Annotated in this window: 12 protein-coding genes and 1 pseudogene; 12 read left to right on the top strand and 1 reads right to left on the bottom strand. The window is 59.9% G+C overall.

Annotated features, from left to right (window positions below):
• Positions 1-8 precede the first annotated feature (8 nt).
• Both I2G43_RS04590 and I2G43_RS04585 read left to right on the top strand, forming a co-directional pair.
• On the top strand, positions 9-1,358 hold the full coding sequence (locus I2G43_RS04590) for a PTS sugar transporter subunit IIC (protein WP_195361524.1): 1,350 nt from the start codon (positions 9-11) through the stop codon (positions 1,356-1,358).
• Positions 1,348-2,813 (top strand): annotated as a pseudogene (locus I2G43_RS04585) (family 1 glycosylhydrolase). The gene I2G43_RS04590 and the pseudogene I2G43_RS04585 overlap by 11 nt, the downstream one beginning before the upstream one ends.
• Before the next feature lie 448 nt (positions 2,814-3,261).
• Here the strand turns inward: I2G43_RS04585 and I2G43_RS10505 are convergent.
• On the bottom strand, positions 3,262-4,092 hold the full coding sequence (locus I2G43_RS10505) for a C39 family peptidase (RefSeq protein WP_229071572.1): 831 nt from the start codon (positions 4,090-4,092) through the stop codon (positions 3,262-3,264).
• A gap of 564 nt (positions 4,093-4,656) precedes the next feature.
• On the opposite strand from I2G43_RS10505, the gene I2G43_RS04575 reads away from it, so the two are divergent.
• From I2G43_RS04575 to I2G43_RS04530, 10 genes are all read left to right on the top strand, one after another.
• Complete coding sequence (locus tag I2G43_RS04575) at positions 4,657-6,108, top strand: APC family permease (protein WP_195535266.1); 1,452 nt, start codon at positions 4,657-4,659, stop codon at positions 6,106-6,108.
• A gap of 131 nt (positions 6,109-6,239) precedes the next feature.
• Positions 6,240-7,517 carry a metal-dependent hydrolase family protein gene (locus tag I2G43_RS04570; protein ID WP_195535265.1) on the top strand — a complete coding sequence of 426 codons (1,278 nt, stop codon included), beginning with the start codon at positions 6,240-6,242 and terminating at the stop codon, positions 7,515-7,517.
• Positions 7,518-7,634: 117 nt separating this feature from the next.
• Positions 7,635-9,020 carry a histidine kinase gene (locus tag I2G43_RS04565; RefSeq protein WP_324249497.1) on the top strand — a complete coding sequence of 462 codons (1,386 nt, stop codon included), beginning with the start codon at positions 7,635-7,637 and terminating at the stop codon, positions 9,018-9,020.
• 37 nt (positions 9,021-9,057) lie between these two features.
• Positions 9,058-9,792, top strand: a complete 735-nt coding sequence (locus I2G43_RS04560) for a LytR/AlgR family response regulator transcription factor (RefSeq protein WP_195535263.1) — start codon at positions 9,058-9,060, stop codon at positions 9,790-9,792.
• A 92-nt stretch (positions 9,793-9,884) separates the two neighbouring features.
• Complete coding sequence (locus I2G43_RS04555) at positions 9,885-10,829, top strand: zinc dependent phospholipase C family protein (RefSeq protein ID WP_195535262.1); 945 nt, start codon at positions 9,885-9,887, stop codon at positions 10,827-10,829.
• Between the two features lie 230 nt (positions 10,830-11,059).
• Entirely contained in the window at positions 11,060-12,307 is a 1,248-nt protein-coding gene (locus tag I2G43_RS04550; RefSeq protein ID WP_195535261.1) for an MFS transporter, read from the top strand.
• A gap of 185 nt (positions 12,308-12,492) precedes the next feature.
• Positions 12,493-13,680, top strand: a complete 1,188-nt coding sequence (locus tag I2G43_RS04545; RefSeq protein WP_195535260.1) for a glycosyltransferase — start codon at positions 12,493-12,495, stop codon at positions 13,678-13,680.
• Positions 13,677-15,008, top strand: a complete 1,332-nt coding sequence (locus tag I2G43_RS04540) for a histidine kinase (protein ID WP_195535259.1) — start codon at positions 13,677-13,679, stop codon at positions 15,006-15,008. Before I2G43_RS04545 ends, I2G43_RS04540 begins: the two co-directional genes overlap by 4 nt.
• A gap of 72 nt (positions 15,009-15,080) precedes the next feature.
• Entirely contained in the window at positions 15,081-15,797 is a 717-nt protein-coding gene (locus I2G43_RS04535) for a LytR/AlgR family response regulator transcription factor (RefSeq protein ID WP_006235156.1), read from the top strand.
• A gap of 94 nt (positions 15,798-15,891) precedes the next feature.
• Positions 15,892-16,359 (top strand): YfcE family phosphodiesterase, encoded by a 468-nt coding sequence (locus tag I2G43_RS04530; protein WP_195535258.1) that lies wholly within the window; start codon positions 15,892-15,894, stop codon positions 16,357-16,359.
• Positions 16,360-16,599 lie beyond the last annotated feature (240 nt).

Here is a 16,599-nt window from a genome sequence, read left to right as displayed (position 1 = left end):
AGGCAACCATGGAGAAGTTCATGACCCTGCTTCAGGAAAAACTGACCCCTATCGCCAATTTCTGCGGCACCGAGCGCCACTTTGCCTCCATGCAAAAGGGCTTTATGAGCGCGATCAGCTTCATCTTGGTATCTGCCGTCTTTATGATCCTCGCCAACCCGCCGGTCACGGCCGACCTGGTGGCGCAGGGCGGGTTCTGGTCCGTCTTTGGCCCTTGGCTCGATTTTGCCACGGCCAATAAGCTCACGCTGCTCATTCCCTTCAACATGACGATGGGCATACTGTCGGTGATCGTGACGTTCGCAATCGCCTATAACCTGGCGGGCACCTACAAGATGCCCAAGCTTAACGCCGGCATGACCTCGCTGGTGATGTTCCTGATCGCCGCGGCGCCGTCGTCCTACTACCAGCTTGCTGACGAGTCCGTGCTCCAGGCGGTCCCCTGCACTTATCTGGGTGCGCAGGGCCTGTTTACCGCCATCATCGTTGCCTTGGTCTCCGTCGAGGTCACGCGCTTCTGCCAGACCAAGGGCATCACCATCAAGATGCCCGATGGCGTGCCGCCGTTTTTGTCCGAAACCTTTGGCGCCATCGTACCTATGCTCGCCAACATCCTCATCTTCTTTGGCGGCAACCTGCTGATCCAGATGATCGATCCCGCGCTGTCAATCCCCTCGGTTATCGAGAAGCTGCTCGCTGCCCCGCTTTCCGTCGCAGTTGACTCTGTGCCCGGCGCACTGCTTATCTGCTTCATGACGCTGCTGTTTTGGTGCTTTGGCGTCCACGGCAACATGATCGTAATGCCCATCACCGCCCCGGTCACGCTTGCCGCCTTTGCCGCCAACGCCTCGCTCTATGCTGCCGGGCAGCCGCTTGAGTTCCACCCGGCGCTCATGTCGTTGGCCATCAACCTCATCGGCGGCACGGGTAATACGTTCTCTTTTGTGGCGCTCTGCGCGTTTAGGGCAAAGTCGCAGCAGCTCAAGGCATTTGGCAGGGCATCGATCGTGCCGAGCTTCTTCCGTATCTCCGAGCCCGCGATCTTCGGCGCGCCCATCATCTTCAACCCGATCCTCATGATTCCGTTTGTGCTAGGCGGCATGATCTCGGCCCTGCTGTATTGGGGTGCGGTCTCACTGGGTCTTGTCTCTAACTTCTACATCTTGGTGAGCGGCACGTTCCCCATCTTCGTTCAGGGCTTTGTCCAGTGCCTCGACCCGCGCATCTGGGTGTTTACGATCGTTTTGATCGTGGTCATGGCTGTGGTCTGGTACCCGTTCTTTAAGGTGTACGATAACCAGCTCCTGGCTCAGGAGCAGGAGAACGCCGCGGCAGCTTCTGCCGAGGATGCTGAGTAGCATGAGTTACTTTGACAGAACGTCTGCCGCCGGTATGCCCGAGGGCTTTTTGTGGGGTGGTGCCCTCGCCGCCAACCAGGCCGAAGGGGGCTGGAACGAGGGCGGCCGCGGCATGTCGCACTCCGACCTGATCCCACAGGGTTCCGACCGCTGGGATGTAATGTTTGGCAGGCAAAAGCCCGTGGACGATCCGGACAGGCTGTATCCATGCCGCTGGGGCAACGACTTCTTCCATCATTGGCACGAGGATGTCGAGCTCTTTGCCGAGATGGGCTTTAAGTGCCTGCGTCTTTCAATTTGCTGGAGCCGTATTTTTCCCACAGGGATGGAGACCGAGCCCAACGGCGAGGCTTGGAGTTTTACCGTCAGGTATTCGAGGCGCTGCGCGAGCATGGAATCGAGCCGCTTGTGACGCTGTCGCACTACGACTATCCGTTGGCTCTGGTCGAGCGCTATGGTGGCTGGCAAAGCCGAGAGATGATCGAGCGGTATGCGCACTACGTCGAGACCGTCGGACGCGCGTACCAGGGCCTCGTGCGTTATTGGCTTACGTTCAACGAGATCAACAGCGTGGCGCTGTCCTATCTCAACGCGGGTGTCACGCTCGAGGATGAGCGTGACCGTGCAGCCGTGACCGCGGCGTTCTCGCACCATATGTTTATGGCGAGCGCTCGCGCTGTCGAGATTCTGCACAAGATCGATCCCGCAAACAAGGTGGGTTGCATGGTCGCTGCCGGTGCGACCTATCCGTACCGTTGTGCGCCCGAGGACGTATGGCTTGCGTATGAGGAGGACCGCGGCCGCTACTTCTACACAGACGTGATGGCTGCGGGCGCCTATCCTGCTTGGAAGCTGCGTGCACTCGAGAAAGAGGGTGTTCACGTGCCCTTTGAGCCGGGCGATACGGAGTATCTGGCAGAGCATACGGTCGACTTCATCTCGTTCTCGTACTATTGCTCGCGCTTGGTGTGCGCCGATGATCAGGTGATCGCCGAGAAGGCGGAGGGCAACGTGTTCCCGACGTTGCGCAATCCGTACCTCAAGGATAAAGAGACTGCCTGGAAGTGGCAGATCGATGCGCTGGGTTTGCGCGTGACGCTTGCCGGCTACCACGATCGTTACCATCTTCCGCTCTTTATCGCTGAGAACGGTGTGGGCGGACTCGATGCGCTGGAAGACGGCAAAGTCCACGATGCGTATCATATTGATTACCTGCGCAGGCATATTCTTGCGCTACGCGATGCAATTGTCGAGGACGGTGTTGACCTGATGGGATACACGCCGTGGGGCTGTATCGATCTGGTATCGGCCTCGACGGGGCAGATGAAGAAGCGCTATGGCTTTGTTTATGTCGATGCCGATGATACGGGCAAAGGCACGTTCGATCGCTACCGAAAGGACAGCTTCTGCTGGTATCAAAAGGTCATTGCATCAAATGGCGAGGACTTGAGTTAACCCTTGCAAGCCTGCTGCCCCCGCGGCCCGTTTCGGCCGCGGGGGCTTTTGCTATTTACCTAGTCCCCGATGAGACCCTCATTCTGTGGGTAGTCATTGGGGACGTTCTTAAACGACTAGTCATTTAAGTCTGTCCCCAATGACTGCGGAAACCCGGCACTTGGGGACGTTCCTTTTCTGCCGGCAGCTTGGAACAGTCCTTAAAGCCCGCATCAATCAACTGCGGAAAGCGCATCCCAGAATGAGCGTCCAACATGGGACATGGTTTCCCTTGAGGGCCTCAACCGGAAAATGCATCCCGGAATGTTGCCGGAAAGTGGAACGTAGTTTCCCAAACAGGCCGTGCGCGGAAAGTGCATCCCGCTATCGAACTTCAAAGCGGGATGCATTTTCCGTGCCAGCAGTTCCGGGCAGCCAGAGACCACTCATTTAAGTCTGTCCCCAACGACTAGTAGTAGGCCCACATGGCTTCGGCTTCATTGAGGACCTCTACGACGCCCCAGCGGCGGGCGCTGCGGCTGGCCGAGTTGGGATCGAAGACTTCAATCTGGTCGGCGTCGTCAATACCGTAAAGCACTATGTAGTGGCCCACGTTGGTAAAGGTGCCCGGCCGGACGGCGGCGATGACGGGCGCTCCCGAACGCAGCGCCTGAGTCATCGAGTCGCGATCGTTATGGAGTTCCGTTCCGTTAAGTCCCAACTGCCACGCGCCGCTCGTCATAAACGACCATTCGGTTGCGCCGGTGGGGGCGTAATTGCCCGCCTCGGAAAGCGCGCACATATCGACGGGGGTCATATTGGTGCGTCCCGTCTTAAAGATGTAGACCATGGTGAGGCACGTAGGCCCGCAGGCATTTTGGCGGATGGTGCCGCCGGCGTAAGGCAGCTCCGACCACGCAGGGTCGATCTGATAGATATGGGGCATCGTGCCGGCTTGCCATTGCGAGCGTGGGGTCGAAAAGGCGAAAGAATAACCGGGTGCGACGGGGGCCTTGAGCAGCTTGTCCTCGGCGGTGGGCTCGAGACCGGCCGACCCGTGGGACATACAGGAGCTCATAAGCACAAAGACCAGACAGGTAAGGATAGAGCACAGTGCGAGGCGAAGTCGACGAGCCGGCAGGGCGGTGGCATTCGCGTGCGATGTCGAGCGGTAGGGCTTGCCGTCGCGTCCGTCTTGGGGATGCGAAAAGAAGCGGTTGATATGGATGCCGGGCTGACGTGCGCCGTTGCGGCGCAGTTGCGGAACCTCGGCCTGACGCTGTCGAGTGCGCGCGCCCAAGCGGCTATCTTGCTGCGCGCTTGTGCCCGTGCTCAGACGGCCACTCTGCCGCGTTCTGTTTGACTGCTGCCGAGACGAAGGCCTGGGTTGCTCTTGAGGACGTTGCGGATTGCTGCTCGTGGCACTTCTGGGCGTCGGCGTGGTACGGCCAGCAAGGCGAACGCTTTGTCGCCGTTGATCACCGTCGTTGTATCCGTATGCCATTCGTACCGCCTTGTCTCATGTATAACCTGTCCATCCTACAAAAAAGATGTGCAACAAATGGGTCTGCGCGTCAAAAGCTCGGTAAACGGTACGAAAGGCGCAAAACACACGGCCTCAAAAACATCTTTATATGCGTCCGATGAGCGTACGCCCGTCGGACGGGCGACAACAATGAGCGGCAAACCGTGCCGTTCGTCCCAAAAACGGCGCCGCTCGTTTTTCGGTTTTGCCTTCGGTCGAGCCATGAGCGGCAGCGCGGTGCCAAGGCCGTATTGTAAAGCCACGAAATAAAAGCGCGCTGCTAGACAGGCTGCGCAAGGGGTGACGCCAAGGGGCGTCAAAAAGGAAAGGAGGGGAACAATGGCGGACAAGAACGCAGAAGTTGCAGTCGAGGATAACGGTGGTATGAAGAAAACGCTCTCGCTCTGGAACTTCTTTACCATCGGTTTCGGTGCCATCATCGGAACTGGCTGGGTTCTGCAGGTCGGCGACTGGATGGTCGTGGGCGGCGGTCCCGTTCCCGCTATGATCGCATTCCTCTTGGGTGCAATCTTCCTCGTGCCCGTCGGAGCCGTTTTCGGTGAGCTCACGGCTGCTATCCCCATCTCGGGTGGCATCGTCGAGTACGTGGACCGTAGCTTTGGCCGTACGCTGAGCTACATCACCGGTTGGCTCCTTGCCCTGGGCAACGGCATCCTGTGCCCGTGGGAGGCCATCGCCATCTCGACGCTCGTGTCCGAGATGTTCGGCAGCCTGCCCGGTCTTGAGTGGCTGCGCGCCGTCAAGCTCTACACCATCCTGGGCGCCGACGTCTACCTGTTCCCGACGCTGATCGCGCTCGGCTTTGCAGTCTACGTCATCTTCCTCAACTTCCGCGGTGCCAGCTCGGCCGCCAAGCTCCAGGCCTTCCTGACCAAGGCCCTGCTCTGCGGCATGCTGCTCGCCATGGGCGTCTCGCTGTTCACTGGTTCGCCGGACAACGCCATGCCCGTGTTCTCTCAGGTCACTGGTGCTGGCGGCGGCAAGGCCGCTACCGAGGGCGCCAGCCTGTTCGCCGGCATCGTGTCGGTCCTGGTTCTGACCCCGTTCTTCTACGCCGGCTTCGACACCATTCCTCAGCAGGCTGAGGAAGCGGCCGAGGGCCTCAACTGGAACAAGTTCGGCAAGATCATCTCCCTGGCCCTGCTGGCCGCCGGCGGCTTCTACATGGTCTGTATCTACTCGTTCGGCACCATCCTCGACTGGCATGAGTTCGTTAAGAGCCCGGTTCCCGCGCTCGCCTGCCTCAAGGGCATCAACATGCTCCTGTACCTGGCCATGCTCGTCATCGCCACGCTTGGACCCATGGGCCCCATGAACTCCTTCTACGGCGCCACGAGCCGCATCATGCTCGCCATGGGCCGCAAGGGTCAGCTGCCCGAGAAGTTCGCCGAGGTCGATCCCAACTCCGGCGCTCCCAAGCTCGCCTGCGTCGTCCTGGGCGTCATCACCGTCGTCGGTCCGTTCCTGGGCAAGAACATGCTCATCCCTCTGACCAACGTGTCGGCTCTCGCCTTCATCTTCTCCTGCGGTATGGTCGCCCTCGCTTGCCTGCGCATGCGCTTCACCGAGCCCGACCTGCCTCGTCCCTACGAGGTGCCCGGCGGCAAGTTTGGCATCTGTCTCGCTATCGCTGCCTGCGCCATCATCATCGGCCTGCTCGTGATCCCGTTCTCTCCCGCCTCCCTCAACATGGTGGAGTGGAGCATCGTGATCGGCTGGCTGGTCATCGGTCTGGCTCTCATGGCCTTCACCAATTCCCGCAAAAAGTAACGCCTAGCCGGGGCGGATCAGGTGCGCGGGGCCCTCTCTTCCGCGCACCGAACCCGGCACCACTTGGGTAGCTTTGTGAGGCCTTAACCCAACACGGCCTCGCCCACTATATGGATCCATAAGGAGGAACCATGTCCACTAAGTATGCAATCGTTGGCGGTAAGCTCATCGACGGTACCGGTGCCGAGCCAGTCGAGAACTCCCTCGTTCTCGTCGACGACAACGGCAAGATCGAGTATGCCGGCGTCATGCAGGACCTTCCCGAGGGCGTTGAGGTCATCGACGCTGCCGGCAAGACCGTCCTTCCCGGCCTGATCGACACCCACCTGCACTTCTCGGGCAACCTGACCGACGATGACACCGACTGGGTCATGCAGCCGCTCCTCGAGAAGCAGGCCGTCGCCGTCAAGCAGGCCTATGACTGCCTCACCCACGGCCTCACCACCGTCTGCGAGATCGGCCGCTTTGGCATCCAGATTCGCGACTGCATCGACAAGGGCGTCTTCAAGGGCCCGCGCGTTCTGGCCACCGGCCTTGGCTTCTGCCGCGTTGCCGGCCACGGCGACTCCCACCACTGCACCCAGGAGCTCAACAAGGAATCCCACCCTTGGGGCGACCAGGTCGACGGACCTTGGGATCTGCGTAAGGCCGTCCGTCGTCGCCTGCGCGAGAACCCCGATGCCATCAAGATCTGGGCTACCGGTGGCGGTATCTGGCGCTGGGACTCCGGTCGCGACCAGCACTACTGCTCCGAGGAGATCCGGGCCGTGGTCGAAGAGGCCAAGATGGTCGGCATCCCGGTGTGGAGCCACTGCTACAACAACCACGCCGCTGCCTACGATTCCGTCCGCTTTGGTTGCGAGCAGCTGATCCACGGCTTCGATATCGATGAGCGCACCATGGACCTCATGGCCGAGCAGGGCACCTTCTTCACCCCGACGATCGCATTCCTGCCCACCTGGTACTCCACCTATCCGCCCGTCTACGTCCCCGAGCTGCACGACAAGTACGAGGGCACCCTGGTCGAGAAGGAGCTGCAGCGCAACTACGACTGCCTGCGCGAGGCCAAGAAACGCGGCGTCGTCATGACGATCGGCTCCGACTCCTTCTCCTTCGTCACCCCGTACGGCAACTGCTCCATCGAGGAGATGTACGAGTTCGTCGACAAGATCGGCTTCACCCCGGTCGAGACCATCACCTGCGCCACCCTCAACGGTGCCAAGATGTGCCACATCGAGGACGAGACCGGTTCCATCGAGGCCGGCAAGTGCGCCGACCTGCTGGTCGTCAACGGTGACGTCGCCGCCGACATCCACGTGCTCAATACCGACAACATGGACGTCATCATGAAGGACGGCTGGATTGTCGAGGCTGGCACCTTCGGCGAGGCAAACAAGTACAGCGCCTAAGCTACCGTTCATCGATGGCTGGATGTAAAACACAGTATTTGATTGCATAATGCAATGGAGAGGGTCGCTTGCGGCCCTCTTTATTGCTATGGGTGCGATGGATAAAAGGAGATGACGGTGGATCTCAATAGGCTGATTCTGGGTAAGAGCTACAACTCTACCAAGGTCTTTCGTACGGCCCAGCATGTGGTCCAGGCCATCCTGCTCGGCGTTGTCGTTCCGGCGCTTATCCTGCTGCTTATCTGGGATTTAACCGATAATCCCAATCCCGTTCCGGGCGTTGTCGTTATTGCCGGCCTGGTCATGCTGTGCTTCTTTTTCTCGTATGTTTTTGTGGTCCCCGACGACCTCACATCGAGCGCAACCGACCGTACGCTCGCCATTGCATCAAAAATATTCGCCTACACGTCGCGCGGCCTTACGCCCGAAGCGGCCCTGGGCGCCTCTAAAATTATCCTGTCCGAGACCATCGCCTCTGCCATCTGCTTTACCGACGGCAAGCAGGTGTTGGCAAGCTGGGGCGAGGATTCGGCAAAGTGCCCTGCCGGAACCCCGGTAGTGCTCAAGACCACGCTCAGTGTGATTGAAACGGGCGCGCAGAGCGTGTTTTCGCGTGACACCTCCAATGAGACGGGCGGCTACTTTCCCCGCCTGCGTGCTGGCATCGTCGCGCCGCTTACCGTGCGCGGGCATTGCGTGGGCACGCTCGAGCTGTACTATCCCCGCCTGAGCAGCATCGATATGCGCCAGACGGCCCTTGCCTCGGGCTTTGCCGACCTTATCTCCACGCAGCTCGCGAGCTTTGAGCTCGAGCGCCAGGACGAGCTCACGGCCCGCGTGGAGCTGCGCGCCCTGCAGTCGCAGGTCGATCCGCATTTTCTGTTCAACACCATCAGCACCATCGTGTCGCTTGTGCGAACCGAGCCCGACAAGGCCAGGTCGCTGCTCATCGACTTTTCCAATTATTACCGTCAGACGCTTTCTGACTCCGATACGCTCACCACGCTCGAACACGAGGTGGAACAGGGTACTCGTTATATCAATCTTATGCAGGCCCGGTACGGCGACGGCCGTCTGCGCGTCTCGGTCGATATCGACTTTGAGGTGCGCGACAGTCTGGTACCGCCGTTTATCTTGCAGCCGCTGCTCGAAAACTGCATCAAGCATGCGCAGCGCGAGATCGAGCCGCTTTCTATTCGTGTTAGGGCTTTTGAGACCGATGACGGCTTGGAGATCATCGTCGAAGATGACGGCATCGGGATGAGCGAAGAAGTCTGCGCGCATCTGTTTGAGCAGCATCGCCGAGAGGAGCCCGAGAGCATTACCGCCGACGGCTCCATCAAGCGAGGTTGCGGCCTGGCGCTCTTCAACGTGCTTCAGCGCATCCATTTCTTTTACGGAGAAGATTCTGGCATGCGCGTGAAGTCCCAGGAGGGTGTGGGAACGCAGGTCATCGTTGAGCTGAACGGCGAGCCGCATGAACCGGCGCCGTTGACGGTGTAGCACGCGGTTGGATTGAGAAAAAAGAGGGGAAGCGCATATGTCCGAAGGCTGGAACATCCTGGTGGTTGATGACGAGCCTCCCATTAGGGCTGAATTACGCTATCTGTTGGAAAAGGATACGCGTGTGGGAACCATTGCCGAGGCGGGCAATGTCACCGAAGCCGTGGAGTCGATTCTGTCGAACAAGCCCGACGTGCTGTTTTTAGACATTACCATGCCCGGTCGCTCGGGAATTGAGCTTGCCGAGACGCTGCAGAACCTAAAGACGCCGCCGGTCGTGGTGTTTGTGACGGCATTTGCCGAGTATGCGGCCGATGCCTATAACCTCGATGCCGTCGACTACGTCGTCAAGCCGGTCGAGGACGCGCGCCTGTCAAAGGCGCTCGACAAGATCGAGACTGCTTTGGGCGCCCGGCGTGTTGTCCATGCTCCGCGTCAGCCTTTGCGCCTGACGGTGGACCGCGGGGGCAAAAAGGTGTTCATTCCCGTCGCGGACGTCTGCTACTTTGAGGCGCGCGCCGATTTTTGCAACGCCGTCTGCGCCGAGGGAACGTACCTGATCAATGAGTCGATCTCCTCGCTCGAGCGCCGCTTGGGCTCCGAGGGCTTTATCCGCGTCCATCGCAGCTATCTGGTCAATTTGGAAGACGTGCACAATGTCGAGGTCGGCTCCACGGGCCTCATGGAGCTTCGACTCGATCGCGTGAGCTCGACGGTGCCCGTGTCCCGTCGCCGCGCCGCCGAGGTCAAGGCTCATCTGGGGCTTGCGTAAGCGACCTGCACACCATCGTTTACCGCCGCAGGTTTGGCATGACCGCGCGGTGGGCATAATGGGTGGCATCGAATGAAATCGAAAGGATTATCATGCCTGCGCTTATCACCCATCATTTGTTTGGCGAGGAAAGCATCGACCGTCTTCCGCAGGGCGTCATCACGTCCGACGAGGAGCGTATCGCCTTTATTCTGGGCAACCAGGGTCCCGACCCGTTTTTCTTCCACATCCTGACGCCCCGCGTTTCCGACTGCACGCTGCTGGCGCAGGTTATGCACCACTCGCGTATGTCGCGCCAGTTCTCGTGCCTGCGCGACGGCGTGTCTCATCTGCTTCCGCGCGATGCCAACCTGGGTCGCGCCTTTGCGCTGGGCCTGCTGTCGCACTACGTGCTCGACCGCAATGCGCATCCCTTTGTGTACGAGCAGCAGTTTGGCATCGTGGAATCCGATCTCGATCTGGAGGATTCGGGCAGCCAGGTCCATGCCGTACTCGAAAGCGACCTGGATGTGCTGATGCTGCAGCTCAAGCGCGATGGCGCAACGGTCGATGATTATCCGCCGGCGGGCGAGATCGTCACCACCGACCGCATCAATCGCGTTGCCGGCGTACTGATGAGCTATGTCGCCGGACGCGTGTACGGCATCGATATCCCGGCGGGGGAGTACGGCGCCGCCGTTTCGGACATGCAGCTGCTCTACCGCACGATTGAGCCGGCGGGCTCGGCCAAGACGCGTGCGATTGCCCTGGTCGAAGGCATGGTGCACGACTACTCGCTGCTCGATGGCCTTGCCCATCGCGTGACGACCGAGCTGCCCGAGCGCACCGGCAACTTGGGCCATCTGACCTGGAAGAATCCCTTTACCGACGAGGTTTCGAACGAGAGCTTCCCCGAGGTCTTCGATCGCGCGCTGGTCGATTACGAGTGCACGGTTGCACGCTTTATCGAGACCGGTGACATGGAGGCCGTGACCGGCCATATCAACTACAGCGGTCGCGTGCTCGGTGCCGACGAGGAGTTCGACCGCGAGGAATAACAAGCTGCCTCATCCACGCTTTCCAATAAGTTGCGGTGGAATAGTTCCTGTTTTGGCCTCCGAGGCTTCCAAACGGGAACCATTTCACCGCGACTGCGTTGGGATGCGGGTTTGTTCCTCCGGCTTGCATGTCCGTGCGTGCCCCTTTGCCGAATCCTTACCGGCGTTTCTGGACAATTGGGGTACGATGAACTAACTGCATATCGGGCGAATACGAAGGGGCCCTGTCCATGAAATACACCAAGCTCGAGCGTAACTGGGTTATGTACGATGTGGGCAACTCGGCCCTCGTGCTGCTCAACACCTCGGTGGTGCCCATCTACTTTAACGCCATCAACACCGGCGCTTCTTCGGCCGACCTGGTGGTCGCCTGGGGCAACGCGCAGACGATTGCCTCGCTGGTCATTGCCATGCTCATGCCCATTCTGGGTGCACTTGCCGACTACGCGGGCAATAAGATTAAGTTCTTCATGGGCTTTTTCCTGACCGGCCTGGTGCTTTGCCTGGCGCAGGCCATCCCCATGTCGGCCATGGCTTTTTTGACCGTCTATGTGCTGTGCACTATCGGTCTTAACTCGTCCATGACGTTCTACGACGCCATGCTGCCCGATATCACCACCGACGAGCGCATGGATGCCGTGTCCAGCTCGGGCTATGCCTGGGGCTATATCGGCTCCACCGTGCCGTTCATCATTTGCCTGGCACTCATCATGGGCGGTCCGGCCTTGGGCATTCCCACCATGCTCGCCACGCGCCTGTCCTTTATCATCACCGGTGCCTGGTGGCTCATCTTTACCCTGCCGCTCATTCGCACCTATAAGCAAAAGTACGGTCGCGAGCGCGGTCCCGAGGACACTATCGGTCACATCGTGGGCGGCGTGTTTTCCGAGGTGGGACACACCATGCGTGAGATTGCCCACAACAAGACCGTGCTGGTCTACATGATCGCCTTCTTCTTCTATATCGACGGTGTCCACACGGTCATCTCCATGGCCACCAGCTACGGTTCGGCCTTGGGCATCGATTCGACCCAGCTGGTGCTGGCGCTGCTCGTCACGCAGTTCGTGGCTTTCCCGTCCGCCATTATCTACGGCAAGCTCGCCGGCCGCGTGGGCACGCTTAACATGATCATGGTGGCCGTCGCCGCCTATATGGGTATCGTGCTCTTCGCTGCGTTCTTCCTTAAGACCGCCTTCGAGTTCTGGGTGCTTGCCATCCTCGTCGGCCTGTTCCAGGGCGGTGTGCAGGCGCTCAGCCGCAGCTACTTTGGCCGTATCATCCCCAAGGAAAAGTCCAACGAGTACTACGGCTTCTTTGATATCTTTGGCCGCTATGCAAGCGTTATGGGCACCTTCCTGGTGTCGGTTGTCACCTCGCTGACCGGCAACCCCTCGCTGGGCGTCCTGTCCATCGGCGTGCTGCTGGTGGTGGGCTTTATCCTGCTGGTTCGCCTGTCTCGCATGGCCCAGCCGGCATAGCGAGGAAAAACGAGTGCCGGGCGGCTATTGTGCCTATCCGCGGTACTCTTTTGGAAGTATCCGCAATAAACATTCTGACTTCCGAACAATGATTAGCCCAAGTGGGTATGATGGAGTCAGCTAGGTCGCGGGGCGTCGCCTGTGTTTGGCGGCGCCCCGTTTTTGTGTTGCAGGGAGGGTAAGGCATGAACGCCACGGTCGTGATTCCAACGTATTGGGCGGGCGATGACGCTCGCGCAAACGCCCCTGGCACCTACGATCATTCGACGCGACTCAACGCCGCCAATCCCGAACTCGACCGTTGCCTGACCTCGCTCGAGCAGGTGCGCGACATTCCACGTATTATCTTGCTGGTGGTTTGCCCGGTTTCTGCCACAGCCGACGTGTCGTTGCGCGTGCACGACATCGTCAACGCACATCCTACGCTCAAGGTCACCGTTGTCACTAATACTCAGGCATCGCGTATTGCCGATCGTGTGGCGCAGATTGCACCCAAGGGTTCGGGCGAGTGCGTGAGCCTGCGAGGCTACGGTGCCATCCGTAACATGGGCCTTGCCTGCGCGGCGGTGCTGGGGCACGATGCGGTTGTCTTTTTGGATGACGACGAGACCGTCATCGACGCCGACTTTATGAAGCGTGCGACGTATGCACTGGGGCAGCAGACGCGCCAGGGCTTGCCGATCTTGGTCAAAAGCGGCTACTTCTACGATCGCGATGGATCGCCGCTGGCCCCTATGGACAAGGCGGGTATCTGTCATCGCTGGTGGACCAAGCGTATCGAGTTCAATCGCTGGATGAAAAAGGCGCTTTCGGGTACCCGCATCTCGCGTTCCAACTACGTGTGCGGCGGCCTGATGGCCCTGCATGCCCGCGCCTTTACCCGCGTGGCCTTCGACCCGTTTATCACCCGTGGCGAGGACCTCGACTACCTGTTTAACATGCGCATGTTTGGCTACGATGTGTGGTTCGATAACGAGTGGACCGTGCGTCACCTGCCCCCGGAGTCCGAAAAGCGCTCGCCGCGCTTTATGCAGGACGTGTACCGTTGGTACTACGAGCGGGCCAAGCTGACGTTCGCCGCGCACCAGAAGGAGCTCATTCCCGTTACGGCGGCATCGCTCATGCCCTACCCAGGCCCGTGGATCTCGCGCGAGCTCGACGACCGTGTGCGCAAGACCGCCATGGTCCGCAGCGTGTTTACCCGCGAGCACGAGGGCTACCTGCGCATCTGGCGCCACGGTATCGACGAGGCCAAGGCGTATGCGCGACAAAACGCCGCAAGCTACCTGCGTTTCCAGAGCTTTTGGCCCAAGATCATGGACGGGCTTTGGCGAGACGCACAACTGATCAGTATCCTGGAGGGGGCCGAATGATCGACCGCCGCGCCCAGCGCGATAGTTCAATATCAATCTTTCGTATCATCGCCGTCGCCTGCGCCATCTGCGTGCTGGTGTACTTTGTCTTTGCCCTGGCGACCGGTATCGAGCCCATTGCGACGGTTGTCGCCTGCGCGCTGCTGTGCATCTTTATCTTTTTGACACTCAACCCCGATTCGGTGCGCTCGCAATATACCGAGGAGACGCTCTCGGTGGCCTCTGCTATGCTCGAGGACATTAAGGGCGGCCTGACGCAGGAGTCGGCGCGTTTGGTGTGCCAGCGCATCTTGCCCGAGACGCGCGCCATGACCGTCGCCATTACCGACGAGGACAACGTGCTGGCATGCGCGGGCGAGTTTGAGGAAAAGCTGCTGCCCGATTCACCCATCCATACGCTTGCCACGCGCTACGTCATCGAGCACGGTATCGTGCAGTCGTTCAATCGCGTCGTGGACGTCGTGGGCTCGGACGGTTCACACAACCAAGTCCCGGCGGGTATCATCGCGCCCATCAAGGTGGGCGACCGTACCGTCGGTACGCTCAAGTTCTACTACAAGACCCCGCGCGCCGTCGACCGTACCCAGTACGCGCTTGCCTCGGGCTTTGCCGAGATCCTGTCCACGCAGCTCGCCATCCACGAGCTCGAGGTGCAAAAGGAGCTTACAGCCCGCGCCGAGGTGCGTGCGCTGCAGGCGCAGATCAATCCGCACTTCCTGTTCAACACGCTCAACACCATCGCATCGTTTACGCGCACCGATCCGCTGCGCGCCCGCGAGCTGCTGCGCGAGTTCTCGTCGTTTTACCGCGCCACGCTCGACAACTCGGGATCGCTCATTCCGGTTTCGCGCGAGGTTGCACAGACCAAGCGCTACCTTACCTTTGAGAAGGCGCGCTTTGGCGAGGACCGCGTGCTGGCGACCTTCGATGTCTCCGAGGACGTCGAGGACACGCTGGTGCCGGCATTTGTGATTCAGCCGATTGTCGAGAACGCCGTGCGCCACGGTATGGGAGACGCCGATGCGCTGGTGATCGATGTGTCGGTGCACCAGGACGGCGAGGATGCGATTCTGATTTCGGTGGCCGATAACGGCGTGGGCATGGACCAGGGTACCGCTGCCAGGCTGTTTGACGAGCGCTCTGCCCGTCCCGATGCCAGCTCTCCCCAGGGCGGCGGCGCCGGCGTGGCCATGCACAATATTTCGGAGCGCATCCATCGCTTCTATGGTCCGCACTCCTATACGCGCGTTGAATCGGCGCCGGGCAAGGGCACCAAAGTGCTCCTGCATCTTGATTTGTCAGAGAGTATCTTTGACATTCAAGAGTAAAATAATTGGTTACGGGTTTAACGTCGGTTGGCGGATGCCCAGCGAAGTATGTTGACGAAAGGTTTTATCCCTATGCTGCGTGCAATGATTGTGGATGATGAGGCGCCGGCTCGTTCGGAGCTTCGCTTCTTGCTCGAGCAGACGGGCAAGATCGGCACGATCACGGAGGCGTCGAGCGTTCGCTCCGCTATCGAGATGCTTATGGAAAGTCGCGTCGATGTCGTCTTTCTCGACATCTCGATGCCCGGTGCTTCGGGCTTGCAGCTTGCCGAGGCACTGCATAAACTCAAGAACCCGCCGGCGATCGTTTTCGTGACCGCTTATAGCGACCATGCGGTCGAGGCGTTCGATGTGGATGCCGTCGACTATCTGATGAAGCCTGTCGAGGAAGCTCGCTTGGACCGCGCCATCGAGAAGGTCATGCAGCGTGCCAAGCCCGTCACGGACAGCAAGGTGACCATCGAGCGCATCCCGGTGGAAAAGGGCGGCCGCAAGGTGCTCATTCCCGTGGACGACATTCGCTTTATCATGGCCAAGGACGACTATTCCTGCATCTATACCGTCGATGATCGTTTTCTGTCGACGACCTCGCTTGCACAGTTTGAGGCCAAGCTCTGCGACTTTGGCTTCTTCCGCGTGCATCGCCGCTATATCGTTAACCTAGCGTGCGTCACGGACGTCGAGACGGTGCCTTCGGGCGCCATCCAGCTGGGCATCACGGGCGTTGACGAACGCGTGCCGGTCTCGCGCCGCCGCGTCGTCCCGCTCAAGAAGGCCTTGAGCCTCTAAGCACATTGGCCCCGCAGCCCTGTAGACCTATCGTCTGCGGAGCCGTGGGGCTTTTTGTATGCACCTGCCGAATCGTTTTTGCGGAAGGGATCCCATGAACAGCGCAAGCGCCAAACGCATCGACATCATCTCGGACACCCACGGCTATCTATCGCCTGCGCTCCTGGACGAGCTTAAGGGCGCAGACCTGATCATCCACGCCGGCGACCTCACGTCAGAGATGGACTACGAGCACCTGTGCACCATCGCCCCCGTGCGGGCCGTATTGGGCAACAACGATTACTACCGCGACTACGGCCCCGACGTAGACCGTCTTGCGCTCTTTACCTACGAAGGCCTCAAATTCGCCGTAGCCCACTACCGCGAAGACCTTCCGGTGGGATCCGTAGACGTAGCCATCAACGGCCACACCCACGTAACCAAAGAAGCCCAAGTGGGCCATTGCTTAGTCCTCAACCCGGGCAGCGCCAGCTACCCCAGAGGCAGCCGAGGACCCACCATGGCCAGAATGCTCGTAAAAGACGGCAAGATTCTGAGCACCAAATTTATTGACTTGGAGTAACCGCAACAAAAACGGGGGATGCACAGCGCGTCCCCCGTTTCTTTTTCAGCCAAAGGCCGAAGTCCAACAAGAACCTTAGACAACCCCGCCGCGGAGAACGGGGACCCCGAGCCGCGAAGCGGCGAGCAACAACAACAGCTCGAACAAAGTGACGGCAGGGAGGGTCTCCGGGGCCGGCTGGCGCGGGTTAAGTTTGTCGCGAGTTCCGCACGCAAAGGAAAGCACTTAATGTGCTTTCCG

Origin of the sequence: Collinsella aerofaciens (assembly GCF_015557435.1) — a bacterium.
Taxonomy (GTDB): domain Bacteria; phylum Actinomycetota; class Coriobacteriia; order Coriobacteriales; family Coriobacteriaceae; genus Collinsella; species Collinsella aerofaciens_Z.
The sequence above is the reverse complement of the archived record's forward strand: the minus strand, read 5'-3'. Positions and strand labels throughout refer to the sequence as shown.

What these genes read in the sequence shown, in the direction of transcription:
- I2G43_RS04535 (WP_006235156.1), top strand. Translation starts at nt 15,081, where the DNA reads ATGCTGCGTGCAATGATTGTGGATGATGAGGCGCCGGCTCGTTCGGAG.
- I2G43_RS04575 (WP_195535266.1), top strand. Translation starts at nt 4,657, where the DNA reads ATGGCGGACAAGAACGCAGAAGTTGCAGTCGAGGATAACGGTGGTATG.
- I2G43_RS04540 (WP_195535259.1), top strand. Translation starts at nt 13,677, where the DNA reads ATGATCGACCGCCGCGCCCAGCGCGATAGTTCAATATCAATCTTTCGT.
- I2G43_RS04545 (WP_195535260.1), top strand. Translation starts at nt 12,493, where the DNA reads ATGAACGCCACGGTCGTGATTCCAACGTATTGGGCGGGCGATGACGCT.
- I2G43_RS04550 (WP_195535261.1), top strand. Translation starts at nt 11,060, where the DNA reads ATGAAATACACCAAGCTCGAGCGTAACTGGGTTATGTACGATGTGGGC.
- I2G43_RS04570 (WP_195535265.1), top strand. Translation starts at nt 6,240, where the DNA reads ATGTCCACTAAGTATGCAATCGTTGGCGGTAAGCTCATCGACGGTACC.
- I2G43_RS04555 (WP_195535262.1), top strand. Translation starts at nt 9,885, where the DNA reads ATGCCTGCGCTTATCACCCATCATTTGTTTGGCGAGGAAAGCATCGAC.
- I2G43_RS04590 (WP_195361524.1), top strand. Translation starts at nt 9, where the DNA reads ATGGAGAAGTTCATGACCCTGCTTCAGGAAAAACTGACCCCTATCGCC.
- I2G43_RS04560 (WP_195535263.1), top strand. Translation starts at nt 9,058, where the DNA reads ATGTCCGAAGGCTGGAACATCCTGGTGGTTGATGACGAGCCTCCCATT.
- I2G43_RS04530 (WP_195535258.1), top strand. Translation starts at nt 15,892, where the DNA reads ATGAACAGCGCAAGCGCCAAACGCATCGACATCATCTCGGACACCCAC.